Here is an 18973-nt window from a genome sequence, read left to right on the forward strand (position 1 = left end):
CAAAAATCAATTATGGTTGGGACATACCCTGAGACCACTGTTTGCCGAAGGGCAAGCCGTTCTTTGAGGCAAGACCCAACACTCTCGAGGAAGAGTCGGTGCGGCATAGACCGTCATGCAGAGATGGTCGAAACTAGCGTGTTCGTGCTCGTAGCCGACCATCCAAAAATCCAGCGCGTGTTGGTGACGCGCCGGGTGCATCGTCCCTGCGAACCAGCAGTTACTTGAAACCCGGCGATACGTAAACGTTCTTTTGCCAAGGCGATGTCCCGAAGACAGTTGAAGGTTGGGACGGCGGGTGCGGCATAGGTTAGGCAACCTTCCGATCATGGTCAATTGATTTCGAGCTTGACCGTTTCAAGGCCGCAGCGAGAATCCAGAGTTCATTCACGCCGAGGATCTTTCGGAAGTGCTTCTCAGCTTCTAGGAAGCCCGCGGCTGTCCAGCGCAACGCCGTGTCGGCGTCGCGATAGCGCTTCACGCGCCCCGCGACACGGCGCACCGCGCCGTTGGGATTCTCGATGATGTTGGTCGTCGACAGCCCGCGCATCAGCGCCGGCGTCAGGCCCAGCTTGTTCACCGTGAAGGTTTCCTCCAGCCCCTCGAGCAGTGCGGCCGAGGCGTCCGGATGGTCGGCCTTGAGCCACGCCGCGTGCGTCTTGAGCTTGGCGATGCCATCGTCGGTCGACAACTTGTAGGCGGCCTTCATGATCGCGGCGGTTTGCGAAACGCTCTCCTTGGGCAGGCGCTCGAGGACGTTGCGCTGCTTGTGCAGACGGCAGCGCTGCACGTGGGCGCGTTCGCCGAAGAACTCCTCGATGGCCGAGCGCAGCGCTCTGGAACCATCGATCACGAACAGGTATTCGCGATCCGCAGGCAGGCCGCGCTCGATCAGTCCGCGCAACAGATCCTTGACGACCTGGGCGTTCTCACTCGACCCGCTCGCGAGACCCAGGAGGTGTTTCTCGCCGGGGCTGTCCACGCCGATAGCGGCGATGATGTGACGTGAGTCGACGATGATGCCGTCCAGGTAGATCGCCAGGAAGTCCTTGTCATCGAAGCGCCGCCCCATCAGCTCCGTGAGCGCCGTCTGGCTGGCCTTGATGAACTCGCGGGAGACGCTGCTCTTGGAGATGCCAACGGTGCCGGCCATCTCGGGCAGGACCTTGGCATATTTGCGCGTCGACACGCCCGTGACCATGATCTCGTGCACGCGCTCGGCGAGCCGCGGATTCGCGTTCAATTGCTCGTAGGCGGGGACCGGCACTTCGCCGCCGCCACGACGCCGAAGGCGCGGCCGCTTCACGTTCAACTTGCGTTCGTCCATCACAATCTGGCCTTGCTGCGAGCCGTGCCAGCGGATCTCGCCGCCTCTGCGGCCCGGATGCTTCTCGCCGGCGACTTCCGTCGCCGAGATCACCAGCAGTTGCTCGACAAGGCTACGGCCGGCTTCGTGCATCAACTCGTCGATGCTCGCGCGGGTGTTCTGAATCAGATCGAGCATGGGCAACAGGAGCTGACTGTTCTCGGCAAAACAGGCACGCAGTCCTTCCGGGTCCTGCTTGGGCACCACGTGCAACGGCGCGCTGGCGCTTTGGGGCTTCTTCTTGGTACGCTTCATTTGGCGGTTCTCCTTGGTTCCCTGTCCGGGAAGTTGGTCGTCGAAACCCGATTCTCTCGGATTTCCAACGGGGAACCGCCGCCTTCAACCTTCAACTACGCCCGGGACATTGCCTTTTGCCAAAGACGGACTTCAGCGGATCTGCGTATCACCTCAAGCAAGACCCGGTTATCGAGCGACCGATCTGCGCTAGTTAGAACGCACTTTGGTAGATCGCGAGCGCATCTTGTTCGGTGACTTCTCTCGGGTTGTTAACTAGCAACCTCGTCTGCTTCATCGCGTCACTCGCTAGCATCGGCAGCGAATCTTCCGGAATCCCGACATCACGCAGACGGGTCGGAAGGCCGAGCTCGGATGTCAAGGCAGCCAATTCCCTCACAAAACTTCGCGCGCGCGAGCCTTCGTCTTGTTCGGCGAGGAAAGGGAAGACGTCTGCTGCGATGTCTGCGTAGCTTCTCGTCGCGCGTTCAAGGTTGAAGGTTAGCACGTGCGGAAGCACTAACGCGTTTGACAGTCCGTGCGACACGTGGAATCGCGCCCCTATTGGATAGGCTAAAGCGTGCACGGCAGCAACGGGAGAGTTAGCGAACGCTTGGCCCGCTAACATCGAACCAAGAAGCATTGCTTCGCGCGCAGAAGCATTTGACCCATTGCGCGTAGCTTCCCTGATGTTTGCAGACAACAGCTGAAGTGCTTGCCGGGCCAGGCCGCGCGAGATCGGATTATTGGCCTGAGACATTGATGCATACGCTTCCACGGCGTGCACCATTGCGTCTATGCCCGTCGATGCAGTCACCGCGGATGGAAGCCCAAGCGTAAGGGCTCCGTCAAGGACGGCGACGTCTGGGAGCAACCAAGGAGAGACTACTCCCATCTTGGCCGCTTCGCCGGTGGTAACGATAGATATCGGGGTCACTTCTGATCCAGTGCCGGCGGTGGTCGGCACGAGTGCGAGCGGCAGGCGTGGCCCAGTCGCCTGCCCCACGCCATACACTTGCTTTAAGGTCTGCTTGCTGCCAACTAGAAGCGCTATGAGCTTCGCCACATCCATAGGGGAGCCGCCGCCGATCCCAACAATGCCCGTCGCGCCGAACGTTGTCGCCGCATGAATCCCAGACATTATGTTTGACTCTGGGGGGTCTGCGATTACATCGTCAAAAACACTGACTTCAACCCCGCAATTAATTAAGCTTTCTATAATCGGGGCGATCAATCCCAGCCGGGTGAGTGACTTGTCCGACACAACCAAGATCCGATTTCCGAGGCGGTGGTTTAGAACCGCTCCAAGATGTTGGGATACGCCGTATTTGCAGACAATCGACGGTGTCGTATTGAAAATAAAGCCGTCCATGATTTTCTTTCCGTTGCAATCCGGTCAACAATACCAAACGTAGCGTTTTACAGAAGTGCAGGCACCAAGGCGCTGGCAAATCGCTACGTACCTATGAAATTTCGATTAGTGGCGCCTAAAGTGAACACCTTCCTTCAACGGGCCCGCTTTGGGTCATCGATAAAGAATCGTCTCACCGAACGCGCTAGCTGACGAGTTCGCGGACTCACGATGACCGCGTGTCTCGACGTCAATAGACGCAATTCGCTGCGCGCGTTGTTGTCACAGTTGATTACAATTCTTGGCGGAGCGACATCTGCATTTCGTATCGCTCCACGGTCCCTTTTCTTGAGACTAAACCGTCACCATGTCAACCAAAAGACTTACCTCCTTCAACTACCTAGGCCTACAATTCTCAAGGCCTTTTCAACTACGATACTGATAAATCACTTTCGCAACGCAGATTCGCTGATCGCTTCCGAAAGAGGCATCTTTGGGGCGCCGTAAATGTAGTCAGCTTCGCTGAACGGCGAGATTTCTTCCTGAAAAACATGAGAATAGTCGGGCCATAGGGTGGTGAGGCGACCACTTCGCGGATCGACATACCAAGTCGCGCAGCCGCCCGTCATCCATACTGTGGTCGACGCACGCTTTTCAATACCGTTCCTGAATCGGTCCTCCGCCGCTGGGGAAACCTCGAGGACGTTGGACCCTTTCTGCCGCATCGAATCCATTGCGCGAAGGACATGCTGCATCTGCGCTTCGAACATATACACCTGCGAATTGTGTCCGATCCCCGTGTTGGGACCACCTAACACAAAGAAGTTGGGAAAGCCGCTGACAGACGTTGTCGCGAATGCCTCTGCGCCGTCGGACCAGCGTGACGAAAGAGACTGTCCGTTCCTGCCAAAGATTCTGCGGGATATTGGCAACTCGGTTGCTTCGAAACCGGTGCTGAGAACAAGCGCATCGAGCTCAAAACGCTCACCGCTCCTTGTGATCACGTCCCGGCCATCGATCTTTGCTATACCATCCGTCACCAATTCCACATTACTGCGAACAAGTGCTGGATAGTAGTCACTGGACTTCAGAATTCGCTTACAGCCGATCTCGTAGTTGGGAGTCAGTTTGTTCCTCAAGACCGGGTCGGGAACTTGCCGTTCAAGATGTGCGAGCGCGATATCCGTCGCTTTTTTGAGCAGCGATGGAACTGCGGCACGCTGCGCAAATCGCTCTTCATTTTCCCAAAAAATCGACGTACGCAACTCCTGCATTTTTCCTGGCACTTTGCGAAACATGCCCTTTTCGGCTTCCGTGTAGTCTCGATCGGGGCGGGGCACAATCCACGGAGCCGTCCGCTGAAACACGGTAAGCTTTGACGCGACCTTTGCGACTTCTGGAATGATCTGAATTGCTGAGGCTCCAGTTCCGATCACGCCCACGCGCTTGTTCTCAAGCGTACTATCATGATTCCATCTCGCCGAATGAAACATCTCGCCACTGAAGCTTTCAAGCCCCGGGATGTCAGGAAGCTTAGGGTCTGAAAGAAGGCCGGCTGCACTGATCAGCAGTTTTCCGCGAAACGATTTACTCCCGCTTCGAACGACCCAGCAATGCTCTTTGCCGTCCCAGCGCGCGTCCTCCATGTCCGAATTAAACCGGATAAAAGGCAGCAATCCTTCTTCGTTTGCTGCAGTCCTAAGGTATTGCCAGATTGCCGGCTGCGATGAAAACACGCTGGGCCATTCCGGATTGAGTCGGAAGGAAAACGAATAAAGGTGCGATGGTTGATCGCATGCCGCACCAGGATACTGGTTGTCCCGCCAAGCACCGCCAACATCGCCGGCGCGCTCGAGGATGATCATCGACGTGATGCCGCGCCGCTTAAGTTGGCTCGCAATTCCGATCCCGCAAAATCCGGTACCTACGATAATCACGTCAAGGACGTCGGTGTCTGCAGTTTTAAAGTTGTCCATTGCTCGATTACTCCGAGAAAACGTTCAATTGATTCAGACTGTTGTCGCTGAAATATGCCTGAGCACGCGCAATCGACATATCTCGCGAGAACTTGTCAATTAGGCGAAAAATCTCAGCAGGCCTCTCTGTCACCGAACCATGACCGCAATGCACTTCCGCAAAAGCAGCGTCCCTGATGCCGCCGGCCAACTCCTGGCTATACGAGAGCGGGATCAGCTGGTCGTAGGTGCTGCCAATTACCAACGCTGGACATGCGACGTTTTCTAAGTGTTTTGATACGTCAAGGACCTTGTTCAAGGCCATCTGGCGATCGCTTCCGGGGCCAACAGCATAGACCTCGCACATCTGCTCGACATCAGTCCAAGAGCGAGCCGATAAGAATGCACGACTGTACACGTTCAAAATCATCGTTTCCGCGAGAGCAGACATGTTGCCGCTGGCACGCAAGGTTTGCCATTGGCTAATTCTGAGACGAAGCAAATTGTCGGACTTCGCCCAACCATTCATTAACACAAGCCCCGCTACGCTGGCAGGGCTTCGACTAGCGGCTGAAACGGCAACTGCAGCACCTAAAGAATAACCAACGAGAAGTGCGGGCTTGCTCGCGCACGCACTATCCAAACAGGCGAGCACCTGACTCGAAAGACTTTCGATAGTCAGCTCATTTTGACCATCGGGATCCACGTCAGACAGATCGATGCCGATAACCCTATGTCGCGACGCGAGCATCGGATACAAGGTGAAGAAATGAGTACTGCATCTCCCGCCGGTACCGTGGATCAGTACAATTGGTGCTCCGTCGCACCGATCGCTACCGCCATCGAAGTAACTCACTTCACAGCGGCCAACGTTAAGAGTCTTCGCTACCACTCCGGGATAAATACTCATTCGAACAACTCCAAATCGACCATTGGGACGGTCTATAACGTTTTGATGACTTCGGCAGTGAGCTTTGCGCCCAACTCGTTGGATGGCCAGACTGCAGTGATCCGTTCACGAACCATTGCACAGCGGTTGCAGGTGCTCGCCTCCGAAGAATTCCGCCTACCGGTCAGTTATAGAAACAAGCACCACTTTCGTTAAGTCAAAGGTTACCTTGCGAATCGCCTCAAGACCGTGACAACGATATCCTTTCGGTTTTGGGGCTCGTCTTACTTAGCGCGTCTGCAAGACGTCTCGTCATCTTTAGGATAAGCCGCGTTCACTGCGCGCCACGCAAGAGACCGCAGCCCTTCCATAGTTACTGCTTCATGCGTTGTCGTCGGGAACGCGTGCCACTAGCGTCAATACTGAAACTTTCGTTAAAAGGGTCTCCGCTGAATTCAACGCCGTACACGTCTGCCGCCTGCTTAATCGACACGTAGCCCTCCAGAACGTCTTTCAATACACGTTCTTCGTCTCGTTCTGTTGGATTACCAAACCCACCACCGCCCGCGTCGATACCAACCAACCGCTGCTTGTTGTCAACCGTCAACTGGCCGATAGGGGCGATCTCCTCCTCCCTGCCTGACTTTAAATCGAGGACAGCGACGTACGCTCGTTGCCCTGCCGCACCTCCTTGCGCTCCTCGCGCCGGGTTGGTAGCAGAGTCAGCGAAGACGGCTACGCTCATGTCGTGAAACCTCGGCCCATATTGCACTCTAGTGCTTGCTCCGCCGCGGTAAGTCCCAGCCCCACCCGAGTCCGGTACGACTTCAAGCGAATCGAACAAAATCGGGTATTTCTGCTCGTCGACTTCGATCGAGTCTCGTTGCAGCAGCCCGCCAGTCACAGGAATCCCCATCGTAAGCCATCCGTCGCTCACGGCCGATGCGGCTCCGCCCATCGCGGTAGCGACAAGCTGATTGACATACGGCGTGTCGTTCTTTCTCGCATCCTTACCGGCAATGACGGCGGTGCCGGAAGCGAGCGATGCCCCACCTTCTGCAAGTCCGAACGCGCTGGCTCCGGACAAAGCGGACTGCGTTGCATTAATCACTCGGTCTGCGAGGTTGGTCGTGGCCATCGAACAGGATGTGGGGTGAATTGGATAGCCGACAATGCAATTTTCCCGAATGGCGACCTTGACCCGAGCCAGCGCCCCGTGGTTATGAGGCATATCGGGGTCGAGCACGTTGAAAAGTCCCGTCAGAGCACTGTTTGTGGAGGTAGCTCGTGAAAGGTTGATGCCGGCTGCGAGGCAGTCTCGGTTATTACGCAAGTCGATCACCACCCGTCCTTCGTCTGCATCAACAGTCGCGGTGACACTCACAGGAATACTCTCCTCAGAGATGCCCGGCAGCGGGTCGTGAGAACTGACTGCTGCGTAGGTGCCGCTGCGAAGCTTCTTAATCGCCTGCACCATTCGGCGCTCGGAATAAGAGAACCATTCCTCAATGAAGCGGTCGATCACGTCCGCGCTGTACTTTTCCACAAGCTCTGTCAGCCTTTTTTCCCCAATGCGAGCCGACCCGAGACATGCGAGATAATCGCCGTACCATTGATCCGGAACTCGAATACGAAGTCGACACATGCGGATGATGTCGGCGACGTCCTCATAGTTCCGCTGGATGCGCGTCGCCGGGAAGAAGAGCGCGCCCTCCTCGTAAATGTCCTTGGCGTAGGGCATATACGTTGTTGGATAACTGTTTCCGATGTCAGCCTGGTGCGCCTTAGCTACCGCGGTGAACATGTGCTTTCCGCCGATAAACACCGGAACCAGAATCGTATGATCGGCAGCGTGAGTGTTGCCACTGTACGGATCGTTGTGCAGGAACGCGTCGCCTTGCGCAAGGTCGGCGTGGAGTTCCGACATCGTCTCTGTCTGCAAATGAGAACCAAAGATATGGACAGGCAACCCTTCGGCGGTCGCCAACAAACGATTGTCAGCGGTCACAATTGAACACGAAAAGTCTCGTGCGGTGGTAAGGATCGCCGAACGACCGCTGCGAAGCAGCGTGTTCGTCATCTCCCGCAGGATCGCGTTTATCCGATTGGAGATGACTGCCAACGTTGCGGGGTCGAATGTGTCTTTGCTCTTAACGGTGGACATTCTCATGCTCCCAAATCGATCAGATAGTTCTTGTATTGAGTGACGTTAGCCACCATCCCCGGGTAGACAACGACGGTGGTCGTAGGCTCTTCGATAATTGCAGGGCCTTCAATCCTCGTACCGATCTTCAAGCGAGGACCGTCATAACAAGGAGTGTCGACCGTACCTGTGTCGAAAAAGTGCGCTTTTCGGATATCGCGCGGCGTTGCCACGTCGCCGGATGACTGAGGCACGAGCTGCGGCTTGTCAACCGTTGCTGTCATTCGCGCTTTCCACGAGACAGCTTCGACATTCGATCCGCGATCGACTACAGCGAATACTCGCTGATGGGTCGCATGAAAATCTTCAACGAACGCACCCAGTTGTTCCTCGCTCTCAATTCGGCTGCCGTTCAAGGGCACTTCCAGCTCCCAGGCTTGACCCTCATACCTTGCTTCTGCGTAATAGGTACGCTTCACTCCGTGGATACCTTTCTTCGCCAGCTCTTTCTCGACCGCATCAATTTTGGCGTCGAAGCCGGCCAATACTTCATTGACCTGCCGAAGGTCTGGCGCACGAGTGCTGAAAAGCGATGCCGCAGAGAACTCTGAGATGATGTCTGAGAACTGAGCCCCACACGCGCTCAGCCCCCCTGCCGTTCTTGGAATGAGCACTTGCTTAGCGCCGGTTTCTTTGACGATCGTTGCGATGTTCAGACCAGCCGCTCCGCCACCCGCGACCATCAAGCACGATCGTGGATCAACACCCTCGTTCACCGTAATTTCCTGCACGGCCTGAACCATGTGTTCGCTTGCGATGCGCATGATTGCGACGGCGGCTTCTTCGGTGGACAGGTTCAGTTTCTCCCCTACCGTGGATACTGCGCGGCGCGCGGCAGCGACGTCCAACGTCAAGCGGCCGCCGAGAAAGTTTGCAGGATTGAGATAGCCGAGCACAGTCGCCGCGTCCGTGACGGTCGGCCGGTCTCCACCGCGTCCATAGGCGGCAGGGCCGGGTTCACTACCTGCGCTCTCGGGACCTACACGAAGCAGACCTCCCTCGTCGACCCACGCGATCGACCCTCCCCCAGCACCAATACTACGAGCATCGACCGAAGAAAGGCCGGTCAAATGTCCAATGAATCGCCCCCCCAGCCATGTCTCGCCGGTAAACACGACGTTCCCGTCCCGGACCATGCTAACGTCAAAACTCGTTCCGCCGGTATCGCAGATAATCACGTCCCGCGCGCCAAGCTCAGCGCTTCCATACGTCCTTCCTGAGATAGGTGCCATCGAAGGACCGCTTCGAGTCGAATAGATGGGCCGATTGACCAAGTCCTCTACCCGCATGACGCCACCGAAAGACGTGGCCGTGAATAGCTCGCCTACAAACCCTGCCTTGACAAGGTCTTCCTCAAGGTTGCGTAGATGTTGCTGCATCAGCGGCTTAAGAGATGCGTCGATCACGGCTGAGGATGCACGACGATATTCCCGTATCACAGGATTGATGTCATGTGACAACGTGTACGGAACGCCGGGAAGCGACTCCTCAATAAGTTTTCCAATGCGCAACTCGTGCTCGGGATTCACAATCGACCACAGAAGTGAAACGCCAACGGCTTCCACTCCCGCCGCCTTGATTCTCGCGAGCACTGACCTGACCTGGTCGTCATCGAGCGGCTTGACTACATTGCCCTCTGCATCAATCCGCTCATCGACCTCGAAAGAGAACCGACGAGGCACGTACGGATCGGGATAGTCTTTCGAAAAGTCAAAGGCATTCGGCCGCCCCCCCTCTCGAAGCAAGAGGGTGTCCTTAAAGCCCTTCGTCGTAAGAAAAGCGGTTTTTGCGGTTTTTCCTTCGAGGATCGCGTTAGTAGCCCGGGTTGTCGCATAGATGAAAATCGTCGTCTCAGCGATAAGTGCATCAACCGTGATGCCTAACGATTTCGCCGTTACGCCCAATGCCTCTTTGATTCCATTAAAGACGCGACTATGGTCCGTAAGCGCCTTATTCACAATGAGATTGTGCTTTGAATCGGCGACCACGACGTCGGTGAACGTACCGCCCGTGTCAATTGCAATACGATAGGTCATACGACACTGCTCCGCTAAGAAGATATCTAATCATCCATTTACAAACGCTCGGTGCTAACGTTGTTACGCACCTGTTATTAAATGAACGTTCATTCATATGCCATATTAGGCGGTCCGTTCGATAAGTCAACGAGAACAAAGTCAGTGTTCACCCTAACTTTTTTGCGACAATCTCACCCTATGCGCGGCGACGACACTAATGACGAGCCCCTTCGGCCGCCACGAGCGCATCACAACGCAGAAGCCGCATCGTGGACCGGCAAACTCTGCAAGACCCGCGCTATTTTTGGCGGGCTGAACCGCGACTGGATGAATCTAAAGTCGCATCACGCACGTAGCGCCTCGTTCATAGCCGGAACAATGGCACGGAATCCTTCAATTGTATGATCAATTACGTCATCGTTCATCGCAGTTGATACATAGATCGTCCCTCGAGGTGAAAGGAAGATTCCATTGTTAAGTAAGGCCAGGTGCTGCACTGTGTACAGTCTTGCCGCGGTCGTTCCAGGCGCCACATATTCTGTCGGCCGATCCTGGACGAAGTGCACATGCAACATCGAACCTGCGGTGGTCACGCAGGCGGGATGGTCTAGATTTTTAAACGCATCGGCAATGCCTGCCTCTAGCCGTGATGCTAAGCGATTGAGCTCCTCAATCGCATGTGTGTCGAGCAACTCAAGCGCCTTCATTCCCGCGGCGAGAGAAATGTTATTGCCGCTAAACGTGCCGCCATGCTTTACGACGTTGTCGCTGCGTGGGTCGAACATCCGCATAACGGCTCGCTTGCCGCAGACTGCCCCTACAGGAAAACCACCGCCGATCACCTTTGCGATTGTGGTGAGGTCCGGCGTGACCGAATACAGCTGTTGCGCTCCCCCTAGGCTCATTCGAAGAGTCTGGATCTCGTCGAACACGAGTACGCATCCGTATTCATCAGCAAGCCGTCGCAGGCCTTCGAGATAGTTAGGCTTGGGTAAGATCATGCCTGCTGCACCCATCACCGGTTCCACCATGATGGTTCCCACTACATCAGCATGCGCGCGTAGTACGTCCGAAACCGACTCGAGATCGTTGAAGGGCACGACAAACACCTCGGTGGCGGCTCCCTTCGACATTCCAGCAGAATTAGGCTGAGCGCCTCGCCCGTTGCGAGTGTCAGAGAATTCGACGGCGTCGTGAAGTCCGTGGTAACCGCCCTGAGTCTTGATAAAGCCTGTCTTTCCGGTGTATGCCCGCGCGGCTCGCAGCGCAAACATCGTGGCTTCTAGGCCCGAGTTACAGAATCTAACCATCTCCGCGCTAGGAATGCGGGAAGAAAGCATCTCGGCGAACTGCACGTGTTCAGGGATTGATGCGGCAATGGCCGTTCCGTGCCGCAACCGCTTTTGCACTACCTCAATAATTTCCGCGCGAGTATGACCGTGGATTAGTGATCCATAGTTGCAGACGTAGTCGATATAGCGATGACCGTCAGCGTCAACCATATAGCAGCCTTCTCCGCTGGTGACCGTTAACGGATAAGGCTCATAAAAATTTGTAAATCTCGTTACGCCTCCCGGGAGGAAGCGCTGCGCTTCCTCGTACATCTTCTTAGACTTCGGAGTACGAAGTTCATATTCTTGCTTTACTTTTGTAAGAGAATCGTCGCCAGACATAATTTCCTCATCGCTGTGCAATCAAGACCGCATTTTCCGAGCGCAAATACAGGATTTTCAGTAAACGCAAAGTGAGGTTCGGCTTGCTCAAAGCCGTATGCAGTAGGGCCTTTCCTAGACGGTTCAGCACACGGCTCCACTCCGTCACTGCGCTGTCAACCCACCGTCGACAAGAATTGAGGTTCCGGTAATCAGACTAGACTCGTCTGACGCGAGGAATACAGCGGCGGCGGCCACTTGCTCAGGTTTTCCGGTTCCGAGAGGCTGCACCGTTTCAAGCATCTTCTCAACCGCATCCAACCCGCCGAGGTTTTCGATGTATTGGGTGTTCATCGGCGTGTCAATCCAGCCGGGACACACCGCGTTGGCGCGAATCTTGTCTTTGGCATATTCAATGGCGATACATTTTGTCACCAACAAGACGCCACCTTTAGAAGCGCAATAAGCGACGTGAAGCGGTTCTCCTACAAAGCTATTTACGGAGCCGAGATTGATGATGGAGCCTCCCCCGGCGCGTTTCATCGCTGGAATAGCATACTTAGCGCCGAGAAACGTGCCCTTAAGGTTGACATCGATGGTCCGGTCCCAATCCTCTTCAGAGGTTTCTTCGATAGTTGCATCGGTAAGAATGCCAGCATTACAACAAAGAATGTTCAATTTACCGAACTTCCGCTCCGCCAAATCGACGAGTTCCTTCACATCGGCTGCTTTGGACGAGTCAGCGTTGACTGCTTCAATCGTTCCCTCTGCTGCCATCGATTTCGTCTCAAAGAGGCCGTCCATGTTGCGGCTCGTAGAAGCGATCACTTGCGCGCCCTCGCGAGCGTACGCCAGAGCAATTGCTCTTCCGATCCCGCCGGCGGCGCCGGTAACGATCGCAACCTTTCCCGCCAGTCTGCCATTTTCTAAAACCGATGCCATGATGTTTCTCCGTCATGTGAATGAACAGTTGTTCACATGCAGTGTGCCACATGTTCTCCTTGGGTCAAAATTAAATTCGAGGTTCGCCACTCCGTGTTTCCCCCTACTGCCAACAACGGGTAAACCCCTTTATTTTAGGCTTGGAAATGAGCGTTCATTCATATAAAGTTCTCGTGTACAGACGTTGGCGCGCTAAGGGGTATGCGCCGTTGGCTGTATCTCGTTCGTCCCAATAGAAATCGCCGTCGACTCGGCTATTGAATATCCACACGCCCCCTGCGGGTGTGCTCCGCATAGGAACCAGACATGTCAACGAAGGAACTGAATCGTCTCCCCCGTACTGCCAGCGTTGAAGAGGTGATGGCGCGGATTCGCGACGATGGTTATTGCATCATCGAGGATCTTGCCGGTAACGCGCTGATGGACAAGATCGCCGCAGAAATGGACCCGTGGATCGACCGCACCTGCTACGGCCGGGATCAGCTTAATGGCTTTTGCACGCGCCGCACGGGAGCCTTGATTGCTCGATCGACGTATGCGCGAAAGCTGGTTACTGATCCGCTTGTGCTTGGATGCGTTGAACAGTGGCTGTCTCATGCTTTCTCATTCCAGCTAAATCAGGCGCAAATTTTGTCAGTCGGTCCGGGTGCGCGATCGCAACCTGTGCATGTTGACGAGGTAGCCTGGGACTTCTACGAATTCCCTGGCGATTATCATATTCAATGCAATACGATCTGGGCGATGACGGATTTCACCGAAGAGAATGGCGCGACGCGCATCGTTCCGGGTAGTCATAAGCTGCCCCTTGGGCTGAAATACAAGTTTGAAGACACGGTGCCTGTTGTGATGAAACGTGGAGATGCTTTTATTTACTCTGGCAAGCTTTACCACGGCGCCGGGCCCAATACAACCGAAGATTTCGTTCGCAAGGGCATTAATATTACCTATTCAGTTGGTTGGGTGAAGCAAGAAGAAAATCAGTTCCTGAGTGTTCCTATGGAGATCGCCAAAACGTTGCCAGATGACCTTTTGCGACTCATGGGCTATCAGCTCGGCGCGCCTGGGATCGGTATCTATCGTGATTCCGAAGATCCCATTGCAGCCGTGCGCTCAGTGCCGTACGAGCAATACCACTACGCGCAGTCTGTCAAGAAAAGTTCCGCTGCAAAGAGTACGAGCTACAAAGACGACTTCCTGAAAGAAATCGAGGAACTCACTGCAGATAGCGAACAGCGTTCCTAACTTTGAGGTCCGTCATCGGAGCAGCCTGCTAAGCCTGCAATACCACCCTAATTGCATGCAGGCTGCCCGCTCCGGACCTAACATATACAACAGGTCAGAGCCAACATGAGTCTCGATGCAGTTATTGTTATCGTTGATGCGGCGCTCGAGCAATATCGAAGATCCGATTCGGGGGACGCGTTTGCGCAGGCGCGCACAGCCTTCCCCGCCACACTTCGATCATTGACGCAGAACGGCTATCGTCTGGCACTCGTCAGCTCGCTTGAGTCTCGTACGCTTGAACCACTTTTCTTAGAATGTTTCGGAATGGCGATCGACTGCTTCACCACCGTGGTCGCGGGAAATCCCTTTTCACTGTCAGGAAACTGCCTCGACCCTATCGATCTCGCGCTTCACACAATGGCAGTCACGCCGGACTTCGCGGCATCGTTGACCACATCACCGCATGAACAACGGCAAGCGACACTTCGCGGTATTTTGAAAGCCGTCACGGTCGAGCAGACCGCGTCTGCCCCGGAAGCCTTGTTAGCTTAAGACGGTTACCGATCCGCATCATTAAGTTGCGCGTGAAGGAAGATACCCGTACATCTTTTCGCCGCGAACGATCATCGCCGACGCCCGCATTGTAGCAATCGCTTTAAGCCCTATGTGGGTGGTGTTTATTTATCATTCGCAGCCGCAGGCGGATCCGCGAGCGCTGTTCGCTTATCAGGCTTATGCGTGAAGGCACAGAATAGTACTTAATTGTCTTCAAAATGAACTCTGCCATTTTATTAAGTGGCGTCGAACGAACGGGGGCGGCAGCGGCTCCTCAATCAACTCGCGATCGAAACTACGCATTCGCTGGTCGGTATTGACCAATACTCACCTAGCTAACCGCTATTCAATGGTTTCCCCGAAGGGGCGAAGCGTTGCCCGGCATCCTGGTCGCGCGAGCACGACAGCCATTGCGCCAGTCAGCCGGCCGCACCCGCTTCACCGCCACACAAGAGCGTGCACGCCGACGACTTCAGACCGTTTTCATCGGTCGTCCCCCGGGCGCGAGGGCGGGCGCGCACTCAGGTTTTTTGAGCGGCCGCAATCTACGGCTTCTTTAAGAATTTTCACCTCCAGCATCTTCTTTCCGAGGAGCCGTTGCAGTTCCATGATTTCTTTGATAGCGGCGGATAGCTCCAGATGCGGGTACAGCAAATTCACCTGCCTTGACCGTTGCCAGACTGCCCTCCTGGTATTGCTAGCGCTACGCGAACATTTGGTTAGCGTTGACGCCATACCGACGCGCCACAGCCGATACCGAAGCTCCCAATTCCAGCGTTTCGAGCACGGTGAAGATTTTCCCTGCGCGGTGCGCCGACGATGGCGTCCGGCCGGGTCGGAATATCGGCGCATTCCATGTCATAACCAGGCTTACCGATAGGCACAAGACTACCTCTTAATTAAGAGTGTCCTCGTGTTCTCAGATAGGTGGGGCTGCTCCAGTGACATCGTTGCAGGTGCGAAGGCGAGCGCTATGATCTATAGCCTGATGCTAACTCGCCGGGCTTGCAACGTCGAACCTTATTCATAACTCTTCTACACCCTTCACACGCAGGATCCGTGACATTAAGCCGCCCGTCTGGCGACGGATCCACCTCGACGGCAATATCAGCTTGCGCAAGCTGCATCACATTCCCTGCAAGCCACCTCGGGGTCGACCGACTCGCATTTGCATGACTTCGAGATCGACGGGCGGATGTATCCGCCCGAGGACGTCGGTGGCAGCTACGGATATGCAGAGGTGTTTCGCATTCTATGCCTGGAGCCAGACAGCGACGAAACAAAGCGTTATGGAAAATGGGCTGTCGACCTTTGTTGCCGAACTCTCGACCAACGGGCAGCCAACTGGACGCTTCTAGGCATGGCAACTGCGGCAAAAAGTAGACAGGCCTGAACCCCGTTCTCCGATGCCTCTGGCGATCGAGTGTGCTTTAGCTATCGCTTACGGATGACGATTCATGCTAACGCTTGAGGTCACGTGTTGATCGACAGCTTTGCCATGACTCTAAAGGTCGAACGGAAGGATCCGATGGACTACGAAACGCGCGTCCCATCTTAATCGATATCATCGACTGAATTGAGCGTCACTACAATCGGCAACGCCCGCACGCCTCTATCGTCTTCTCTCTAGTTGCTGTCGAAAAAGCAGTTTGATCGGATGCAGCAATTTGCGGTACGGCAAACCGAAGCAGAATTATCAATAGCGTGGTAAGAAAACGAGATAGGCTATGATCAACTGCCGACCATAGCCTCCGCTTTCCTAGCTTCCTTGACTCTGTGTCCCGAGTTTCCCGTCGACATACATCTGGATTCCCGCGCGCCAGGTTTCTCCCACCTTTTGCCATACAAATAAAAGCTTGAAGTGGTGGCTGTCGCTTTCGTGCTTCGAACGAATTGATGCTTCTGCCAAATCCCACGCCATTGCGTCTGTAACCTTCGTTACATTTGGCGATGACGTCCAGTTGTACGCCGTCACAAAGGAACTAAACACTTTCTCGATCGCAGCTCGACCGTGAAAGTTGTTTTCAGCGGCACCGATGCACCAGCCGTCTTCGCTGAACACCTGATTTGCGATAATCGATGCATCTTCACGGCGGAATGCCTCCGCGATGAGAGCATGCTTCTCTTCAATAATCTTTTTAACTTCATTTTCATCAGACATTTTTCTTCGTCTCTACGTTGAGTTAAGCCATGGGTCAATCTTTCAAAGAAGCGGCGCGATCTGCGTACCACCTAGAAGGTGCGCACCATAAATTTGCGCGTTGGTGGTATTAAGTAGATAGCCGTGTCGACTTGCTACCGAAAGGTCTCTCCAAGCGCGTTGGATTTGGTTTGAACGCAAGAACACGCCGGCCCCTGATGCATCGAGAACAAAATCCACGGCATCTCGGCTCTCCTCACCCATGACGCCGGTAGCCATACGTACTCGTGCGAAGTCTTCGACACTCAATTCCTTCCCGCTCGTTACAGCACTATCAATGCCGTCAGCTGCTGCGCGCATATGCATGAGCGCCGTATCGATCTTTGAACTGGCCCGAGCGATGCCAATCTGGATTGTCGGCGCGTCTTTGCCCTTTGTGTAGGTGGTGTACGTGACGGGCTTTTCGCCGACATTTTTGATAGCAGAGTCCAGCGCATGTTGCGCAAGGCCTGGCATCGGGGACGCAGTCATCAGGTTCAGCGAAGCAGTGAAGGCCGACTGATAAAGCGAACCTTCATAAGCAGATGTCCTGTTACCTTGAGCGGCAGCCATGATGTCCAACACCATGTAGTTTGGAACAAACACCTCTTCTGCGCTTACATGATGGCTCGAAGAGGCACGCAAGCCCGCTGCATCCCAGGTACGCTCGATTCTACACTTGCTCATAGGAAGTAAAGCCTGACCGTAGCCTGCGATTCCACCGTTTTCGTCCGGGATCGGAATTCCCATGAAAGCCCAATCAGCGTGCTCGCTATTGGAAGACCAACCCCATCGCCCGGATACAATAATTCCACCGTCAACACGGCGAGTTTTTGAAGTAGGGGCAAACGTGCCACAGAAGCGAGGGTTCGTGCTTACCGAATAAATATCATCTTGTGCATTGCCGTTCAGAAAGCAGACTACAAATTGTTCGACGGTGGATATCATCATCGCCCATGCCGTCGATCCACATCCCGATGCGATCTCCCTAATCACCTCGACGGTCGTCCGGACATTAGTTTGGTAACCGCCCCGGGCACTTGGTCGTGTAAGACCCCACAGCCCAGCCTCGGACAAGGCTGCGATGTTTTCGTCCGGGATCACGCCATCTCGATCTGCCTGCTCCGAATTTTTACGGAGAAGCGGAACCAACGCAGTCGCCTTGGACAAGATGTCGGTGTCAACTCCGACAAAACCGTCTGTCGGATATTGATATTTCAGGTAAGGCACCTCATTCTGGACTGTCATATTTTCCTCACTAGGAAGGTCAGTGTTCGATGGTCGTGAAATCAACTTCGAGCGCAATGCAAGCATCGTTGATGCTTCCATTGCGACGAATTGATTCACAGCATTTTGCGATTACATCTTCGTGCTTAACGAGTAGGCCAGCCAGTGCCCGATCGTTCGGATTGGAACTCATGTCGAGCATAGATGCGAACCCTTTAACGGCCTTTTTTACCTCGGGCTCTAACCATTCGAAATAAGTGTCCACCGAAGTCCCTTCGAACAAGGCTGCAACTCTGTATCCTTCGCGCGCAAATATCTCCCGGTCGGGCGGTGGCACGCCATATTTTTTCATATAAGCACTCACCTGCTCCAGCGTGACCGTTTCGATTTTTGCGAGTGCATCCCACAGTCTCCGCTCCTCCCGGTTTTTTGCGAACGTGTATAGACCGCGAAACATTGCCTGGCCGAAAATTTCCCCAGCCGCTGATGAACGCACTGCAGCGTCGAATTTAGTCGCACCGTCTAGAGCGAACAATCTCTCAAGTTCAGCATTTATGACCGCATAATCTGGCTTATTCACACTTTCCCCTTCGCGTGGCACTCTCGTTAAATACCCGTTTTTTCCACCGCACCTCGGAGGTGCCACGGCAAATGTCTTGAAAATCAGGCGAATGTTGCCAACGGCAACAGCCTCGCGCATTCGCCCTCGAGCCAACCCAAAGGTTGACTATCCGGCTTTGTCTTCACGTCTGTAACGCGCCCGATAAACAACTCGTGCGTGCCAAACGTGGTACTGCCCTCCACGTCACAGAATATGTTGCTCAAGGCATCCCTTAAAAAGGGAAGTTCATCCTGAGTAGACCAGTCCTTCCCCGAAAAGCGCTCTGCGCGCCGTGAAGGGTCGGAGAATAGTCGCACTAAGTCGGAATGCGTATCAGTGAGCATGTTTACGCAAAAACGCCGGTGACGCGTTAACACAGGATGTAGGCTGGTTGAATGATTGATCGAGATCAACATTGACGGTGGATCCATTGCAACTGGGATGACCGCCGAAACAGCCATCCCCACCGGCCGACCTTGTTCGACGTCTAAAGCGGTAATCAGGGATACCGCCGAAGGCATCTTTCTCATGGCGATCTTTAGGCTTGCTGCCAATAATTGGTCGTCCGTCATCACAT

The 18973-nt window shown here is 54.6% G+C and carries 14 protein-coding genes and 1 pseudogene; 2 read left to right on the forward strand and 13 right to left on the reverse strand.

All coding sequences use genetic code 11. The annotated features are described in order from the left end of the window. Nucleotides 1-310: 310 nt before the first annotated feature. From LDZ21_RS27215 to LDZ21_RS27250, 8 genes are all read right to left on the reverse strand, one after another. On the reverse strand, nt 311-1621 hold the full coding sequence (locus tag LDZ21_RS27215) for an IS256 family transposase (RefSeq protein ID WP_244797661.1): 1311 nt from the start codon (nt 1619-1621) through the stop codon (nt 311-313). A gap of 193 nt (nt 1622-1814) precedes the next feature. Continuing rightward, nucleotides 1815-2972 (reverse strand): iron-containing alcohol dehydrogenase, encoded by a 1158-nt coding sequence (locus tag LDZ21_RS27220; RefSeq protein WP_244797677.1) that lies wholly within the window; start codon nt 2970-2972, stop codon nt 1815-1817. 425 nt (nt 2973-3397) lie between these two features. Continuing rightward, a complete protein-coding gene (locus LDZ21_RS27225; RefSeq protein WP_244797678.1) occupies nt 3398-4927 on the reverse strand; it encodes a flavin-containing monooxygenase in 1530 nt (509 codons plus the stop codon). A gap of 7 nt (nt 4928-4934) precedes the next feature. After that, nucleotides 4935-5816, reverse strand: a complete 882-nt coding sequence (locus LDZ21_RS27230) for an alpha/beta fold hydrolase (protein ID WP_244797679.1) — start codon at nt 5814-5816, stop codon at nt 4935-4937. 352 nt (nt 5817-6168) lie between these two features. After that, on the reverse strand, nt 6169-7959 hold the full coding sequence (locus LDZ21_RS27235) for a hydantoinase B/oxoprolinase family protein (RefSeq protein ID WP_244797680.1): 1791 nt from the start codon (nt 7957-7959) through the stop codon (nt 6169-6171). Between the two features lie 2 nt (nt 7960-7961). Next, nucleotides 7962-10034, reverse strand: a complete 2073-nt coding sequence (locus LDZ21_RS27240) for a hydantoinase/oxoprolinase family protein (RefSeq protein WP_244797681.1) — start codon at nt 10032-10034, stop codon at nt 7962-7964. A gap of 326 nt (nt 10035-10360) precedes the next feature. Then, complete coding sequence (locus LDZ21_RS27245; protein WP_244797682.1) at nt 10361-11689, reverse strand: aspartate aminotransferase family protein; 1329 nt, start codon at nt 11687-11689, stop codon at nt 10361-10363. A 144-nt stretch (nt 11690-11833) separates the two neighbouring features. Beyond that, nucleotides 11834-12610, reverse strand: coding sequence for an SDR family NAD(P)-dependent oxidoreductase (locus LDZ21_RS27250; protein ID WP_244797683.1), 777 nt, complete (start codon nt 12608-12610; stop codon nt 11834-11836). A gap of 306 nt (nt 12611-12916) precedes the next feature. On the opposite strand from LDZ21_RS27250, the gene LDZ21_RS27255 reads away from it, so the two are divergent. Beyond that, nucleotides 12917-13852, forward strand: coding sequence for a phytanoyl-CoA dioxygenase family protein (locus LDZ21_RS27255; RefSeq protein WP_244797684.1), 936 nt, complete (start codon nt 12917-12919; stop codon nt 13850-13852). A gap of 105 nt (nt 13853-13957) precedes the next feature. Next, nucleotides 13958-14386, forward strand: coding sequence for an HAD family hydrolase (locus LDZ21_RS27260; protein ID WP_244797685.1), 429 nt, complete (start codon nt 13958-13960; stop codon nt 14384-14386). Between the two features lie 379 nt (nt 14387-14765). Here the strand turns inward: LDZ21_RS27260 and LDZ21_RS27265 are convergent. The 5 genes and pseudogenes from LDZ21_RS27265 to LDZ21_RS27285 all read right to left on the reverse strand — a co-directional run. After that, nucleotides 14766-15273: pseudogene (locus LDZ21_RS27265) on the reverse strand (transposase); the annotation flags it as partial. 875 nt (nt 15274-16148) lie between these two features. Further along, the gene (locus tag LDZ21_RS27270) at nt 16149-16550 is read right to left on the reverse strand and encodes a Cif family virulence factor (RefSeq protein WP_244797686.1); all 402 of its coding nucleotides are present in this window, start codon (nt 16548-16550) and stop codon (nt 16149-16151) included. 42 nt (nt 16551-16592) lie between these two features. Beyond that, entirely contained in the window at nt 16593-17816 is a 1224-nt protein-coding gene (locus tag LDZ21_RS27275) for an acyl-CoA dehydrogenase family protein (protein ID WP_244797687.1), read from the reverse strand. Nucleotides 17817-17835: 19 nt separating this feature from the next. Beyond that, complete coding sequence (locus tag LDZ21_RS27280; protein WP_244797322.1) at nt 17836-18495, reverse strand: hypothetical protein; 660 nt, start codon at nt 18493-18495, stop codon at nt 17836-17838. Continuing rightward, on the reverse strand, nt 18459-18968 hold the full coding sequence (locus tag LDZ21_RS27285; protein WP_244797323.1) for a flavin reductase family protein: 510 nt from the start codon (nt 18966-18968) through the stop codon (nt 18459-18461). Before LDZ21_RS27285 ends, LDZ21_RS27280 begins: the two co-directional genes overlap by 37 nt. Nucleotides 18969-18973 lie beyond the last annotated feature (5 nt).

The organism is Caballeronia grimmiae (genome assembly GCF_022879615.1).
GTDB lineage: Bacteria > Pseudomonadota > Gammaproteobacteria > Burkholderiales > Burkholderiaceae > Caballeronia > Caballeronia grimmiae.

What these genes read in the sequence shown, in the direction of transcription:
- LDZ21_RS27240 (WP_244797681.1), bottom strand. Translation starts at nt 10,034, where the DNA reads ATGACCTATCGTATTGCAATTGACACGGGCGGTACGTTCACCGACGTC.
- LDZ21_RS27220 (WP_244797677.1), bottom strand. Translation starts at nt 2,972, where the DNA reads ATGGACGGCTTTATTTTCAATACGACACCGTCGATTGTCTGCAAATAC.
- LDZ21_RS27285 (WP_244797323.1), bottom strand. Translation starts at nt 18,968, where the DNA reads ATGACGGACGACCAATTATTGGCAGCAAGCCTAAAGATCGCCATGAGA.
- LDZ21_RS27260 (WP_244797685.1), top strand. Translation starts at nt 13,958, where the DNA reads ATGAGTCTCGATGCAGTTATTGTTATCGTTGATGCGGCGCTCGAGCAA.
- LDZ21_RS27280 (WP_244797322.1), bottom strand. Translation starts at nt 18,495, where the DNA reads ATGCGCGAGGCTGTTGCCGTTGGCAACATTCGCCTGATTTTCAAGACA.
- LDZ21_RS27270 (WP_244797686.1), bottom strand. Translation starts at nt 16,550, where the DNA reads ATGTCTGATGAAAATGAAGTTAAAAAGATTATTGAAGAGAAGCATGCT.
- LDZ21_RS27225 (WP_244797678.1), bottom strand. Translation starts at nt 4,927, where the DNA reads ATGGACAACTTTAAAACTGCAGACACCGACGTCCTTGACGTGATTATC.
- LDZ21_RS27250 (WP_244797683.1), bottom strand. Translation starts at nt 12,610, where the DNA reads ATGGCATCGGTTTTAGAAAATGGCAGACTGGCGGGAAAGGTTGCGATC.
- LDZ21_RS27215 (WP_244797661.1), bottom strand. Translation starts at nt 1,621, where the DNA reads ATGAAGCGTACCAAGAAGAAGCCCCAAAGCGCCAGCGCGCCGTTGCAC.
- LDZ21_RS27245 (WP_244797682.1), bottom strand. Translation starts at nt 11,689, where the DNA reads ATGTCTGGCGACGATTCTCTTACAAAAGTAAAGCAAGAATATGAACTT.
- LDZ21_RS27235 (WP_244797680.1), bottom strand. Translation starts at nt 7,959, where the DNA reads ATGTCCACCGTTAAGAGCAAAGACACATTCGACCCCGCAACGTTGGCA.
- LDZ21_RS27230 (WP_244797679.1), bottom strand. Translation starts at nt 5,816, where the DNA reads ATGAGTATTTATCCCGGAGTGGTAGCGAAGACTCTTAACGTTGGCCGC.
- LDZ21_RS27255 (WP_244797684.1), top strand. Translation starts at nt 12,917, where the DNA reads ATGTCAACGAAGGAACTGAATCGTCTCCCCCGTACTGCCAGCGTTGAA.
- LDZ21_RS27275 (WP_244797687.1), bottom strand. Translation starts at nt 17,816, where the DNA reads ATGACAGTCCAGAATGAGGTGCCTTACCTGAAATATCAATATCCGACA.